The following is a 4,076-nucleotide window of genomic DNA, read 5'->3' on the forward strand; positions in this document are numbered from 1 at the left end:
ATTGTCCCTATTCATAAATATGTACGGGAAATAATGAAAAAGTACAAAGGCCTAACAGAAAATAGTTTGCCCCCGACGATCAGCAACCAAAAAATGAACGAATATCTAAAGGACGTAGCTAAGAAGGCAGAATTTAACGAATTGATTTCCTTGCAATATACAAAAGCCGGGAAAGAGGTTATTACTAATGTTCCGAAACATGACCTTATTTCAAGCCATACAGCGCGCCGATCTTTTGCAACGAACATGTACTTAGATAATTTCCCTACGATCAGCATAATGGCTATAACAGGCCACACAACCGAAAGCTCATTCATGAAATATATCCGGGTAACACCAAAGGAACATGCTGAAAAGCTAAAGCAACATTGGAATGAACCTTTATTAAAGGCTGTATAAATTACGGTCATTTTTATTCAGATATTATTTTTTTTTGACCACATATGAATATGGATGAAATTAACATTACCGCATTTAAAGCCTTACAATATAAGTCACTTTATTCCATCAACCATGCTGATCTCCCTGTAAACAATAAATACGACATACTGATTCGCCGGATACATAAACTTGGTTACGATGGGAAAATCTTGGACGATGATTTTAGTGAATACGATGATGTGAGTTTGTGTCACTACCTTTACTTTGTAATTTATAAAGAACTAAAGGAGAATTTTGAAATAGAGGATTGTCTTAATTATCAATTTGATAACGCAAATGATAAAGCCTTTTTTTTGAAGTTTACAAAAGCCATTTTCATTGACATGAATAGGAAATTTAGTGCTGATTTCAATCTGCGTATAAAAATAAATTTCGAAAAACACATGTTCGTATTAAGATGGTTCGATATTAAATTAAAAGAACAAATTGAAAATAGTTTTTTTTCTAACTTGAGATTTAAAGGTGGCCCCGGTGACTTTATTGAGTTAATTACAGCTTTGCATGAAAACAATGATTTAGAGAGAATCGACAAACAAATACTTACACGCAAGGAACTAATAAAATTATTTAGACATTTTTTCAACTTGGATGAAACGAACGGCTTTGACGACCAGAATTTATCGAGGCGTTTATCTGAAAGAATTAAAGTAAAAGACAGGAGCTTATTTCTGGAACGATTAAAAAAAGCCTTCCTGATCTATTCGAATGAAAAACTTGATTAAAATAAATAAAAAATAAATCGGGGTTCCTAAACCCCCGAAATCAAAGTGTTTAATCTTATCAGATTTGAATAAAATTAGATAAGATGGCAACTCAAACATTCACAACTACCTACGAACCTACAGAGTTTAAAACGCTCTTAGCCGATTGCATTTCAGAATCCGTCCGCGCCGAAATGTATAAAATAATTTCAACCCAAAAGCCCGAAAAGACAATTTTCACCCGGCAGGAAACAGCAAAGCTATTGGATATTTCCTTGCCAACACTGCACCAATATACGATGACTGGGGTCATAAAGGCATTTCGGCTGGGTTACAAAGTTCGCTATAAGCTGGAAGATATTAATAATTCGCTAACCCGAATTAAAACTAAATAATAAAGGGGGTATCACATGCAGGAACATGGTTCACCCCCTGTTAAGTCTTTCGAAGATTTACAGGACAAAAATAAAGAAATTCAGCCGGATTTTGATTTTGATAAATATGGTATCAGGAATGAAAGTAATATTGCAGCCGCTGAAATACTGGACCACGCAAACGGAATAATCAAGCAAGCCGAAACGGAAACAACAGGTGAACAACTTTTACTTTCCGATATTAAGGAAATACCAACCCTTGTTTATCCATTCTTACAGCAAACCGGTTTAGCTTGTTTGGCTGGAAGTTCAGACACCGGCAAAAGTTCAATTTTGCGACAGTTAGCCGTTGCCGTGGTTACAGGTGAAAACAATTTTTTAGGCTTCCAAATAAATGCAAAACACCGTTCAGTAATTTATGTTTCAACCGAAGACCTGGAGCGTGAAACAGCTTATTTACTTTCCAGACAAACACAGCGTTACAAGCCTGAATTATTAAAAGGGCTGCGTTTTGTTTTTGATATTACAAACCTCTACAGCAAACTGGACAAGCGTTTAACGAATAAGCAAGCCGACCTTGTAATTATTGACTGTTTCGCTGATGCCTACGGGGGCGACCTTAAAGACACCCAGCGAATAAGAACATATTTACACACCTTTCAGGAATTGGCACAAAAACACGAATGTCTGATTTTGTTTTTACACCATACCGGAAAGCGCACAGAAAATTTTGAACCTAATAAAAATAATCTGTTAAGCGGACAGGGTTTTGAGGCAAAAATGAGGCTGGTAATTGAGTTAAGAGCCGACCTGATGAACCCACTAAACAGGCATTTGTGTATTGTGAAGGGGAACTATTTGCCAGCCAGCTACAAAAAGGAAAGCTATGTTTTACAGTTTGACGAACAAAATTTTGTTTTCTCAAATACGGGGGATCGTATGCCATTTGAACTACTGGTTAAACAGACCGACACCGATAACAGCAAGGCAAAATATGAACAGGCGAAGGAATTAAAGGAACAGGGTTTAAGTTACGAACAGATAGCAAAGAAAATCGGGTATAATTCTAAAGGCAGCATTTCAAAGCTCTTTGATAAGGCCAAAAAGAACGGCTGGGATAACAGCCTTTCCGATAGCGTTTCTACAGGAAACGAGGGAAACGAATAGGAAACACCGTTTTAAAATGCCGTTTCCTGTTTCTTTTCTCTTAGTGAAAGGAAACAGGAAACGCTAAAAGCTAAGTAATGAGTGAACACAGATACATATTGGAGCCATATAAAGGAATGAAAACCCGTTACCGTTGTCCCGGCTGTAACCATAGGGATAAAACGTTTTCCCTTTACCTTGATACTCAAACAGGCGAACATTTAAACCCCACCGTTGGCCGGTGTAGCCGTGAAAGTAAATGCGGGTATCATTACACCCCGAAACAATATTTTCAGGATAACGATATTTCATTTGGCGCACTGCAGCCCAATACCCATTACATACCCAAAGTTTTTATCTCTCAACAAAAGCCTGTTTCATTTATCCCGGTTAACTTATTTAAAGAAAGTTTGAAAGACCACAAGGATAACAACTTTGTCAAATTTTTAATTAGCCTTTTCGGGGTTGGGATTGTAAACGAATTGATAAGTAAATATTTTATCGGAACATCAAAGCACTGGCCGGGTTCAACCGTGTTTTGGCAGATCGATAAACAGGGCCATGTAAGGACAGGCAAAATAATGCTTTATAGCCCCTCTACGGGCAAAAGGGTGAAAAAGCCTTATAGGTATATCAATTGGGTTCATGCGGTCCTTAAACTGCCCGAATATGAGTTAAAACAATGTTTATTTGGTGAACACTTGCTAAAGGATAAAACAAAACCCGTTGCAATAGTTGAAAGCGAAAAAACCGCAATAATTGCCAGCGCATACTTGCCCGGTTTTGTTTGGTTAGCGGCAGGAAGCCTTTTAAATTTTACGGCTGAAAAATGCCTGGTCTTGGCCGGGCGCAATGTTTGCCTGTTCCCGGATCTTAATGGCTTTGACAAATGGAAAATTAAAGCCGGCCAACTTTCCGAATTAATGCCGGGAACATCATTTATTATTTCAGATTTACTTCAATCAAAAGCAAGCGAAGCCGACAAACTCAACGGCTTAGACCTTGCCGATTATTTGATCAGTTATGACTATAAGGAATTTATAGATAACGGTAATAAAACAGAAACATCGTTTCACAATGTCACGAAACCGGTATCCCCGCTAAGTAAAAAAGTTGAAAATAGTGAACGTTTAAATACAGCTATTAAAAAAAGCAAACTAATATCACCTGAAACCCATTTTAAGCCCTTTAGAAAAGAGTTTACCCAATTGTGGGATATAACAGAACTGGAAACATATTTTAAGGCTATACCGTTACCTAAACAGCCCATAAAGTTAGATTATTGCAGTATTGTATTTAATGTCAAAAGTTTTATTGATAGCCATTTAGAAATTGTCAAGCATAATAACGGCAACCCTACATTTTTGCCATATCTCACCCGGTTACTGGAATTAAAACAGCGTATGCTTCAGTA

General features: G+C 37.2%; 5 protein-coding genes. All 5 read left to right on the top strand.

Going from position 1 to position 4,076, the window contains the following annotated elements:
* Positions 1 to 399: tyrosine-type recombinase/integrase (locus QZY09_RS17355; protein ID WP_295674414.1), on the top strand; the 399-nt coding region annotated here is incomplete at its 5' end.
* 50 nt (positions 400 to 449) lie between these two features.
* Positions 450 to 1,163, top strand: coding sequence for a hypothetical protein (locus tag QZY09_RS17360; protein ID WP_295674415.1), 714 nt, complete (start codon positions 450 to 452; stop codon positions 1,161 to 1,163).
* Positions 1,164 to 1,246: 83 nt separating this feature from the next.
* Entirely contained in the window at positions 1,247 to 1,537 is a 291-nt protein-coding gene (locus tag QZY09_RS17365; RefSeq protein ID WP_295674416.1) for a helix-turn-helix domain-containing protein, read from the top strand.
* Between the two features lie 15 nt (positions 1,538 to 1,552).
* The gene (locus QZY09_RS17370) at positions 1,553 to 2,683 is read left to right on the top strand and encodes an AAA family ATPase (RefSeq protein WP_295674417.1); all 1,131 of its coding nucleotides are present in this window, start codon (positions 1,553 to 1,555) and stop codon (positions 2,681 to 2,683) included.
* 77 nt (positions 2,684 to 2,760) lie between these two features.
* Positions 2,761 to 4,076, top strand: a 1,316-nt coding sequence (locus QZY09_RS17375) for a DUF6371 domain-containing protein (protein WP_295674419.1), incomplete at its 3' end; no start/stop codon positions are given.

It is taken from the genome of uncultured Mucilaginibacter sp. (assembly GCF_903913935.1).
In the GTDB taxonomy this organism is placed as follows: domain Bacteria; phylum Bacteroidota; class Bacteroidia; order Sphingobacteriales; family Sphingobacteriaceae; genus Mucilaginibacter.

What these genes read in the sequence shown, in the direction of transcription:
- QZY09_RS17370 (WP_295674417.1), top strand. Translation starts at nt 1,553, where the DNA reads ATGCAGGAACATGGTTCACCCCCTGTTAAGTCTTTCGAAGATTTACAG.
- QZY09_RS17365 (WP_295674416.1), top strand. Translation starts at nt 1,247, where the DNA reads ATGGCAACTCAAACATTCACAACTACCTACGAACCTACAGAGTTTAAA.
- QZY09_RS17360 (WP_295674415.1), top strand. Translation starts at nt 450, where the DNA reads ATGGATGAAATTAACATTACCGCATTTAAAGCCTTACAATATAAGTCA.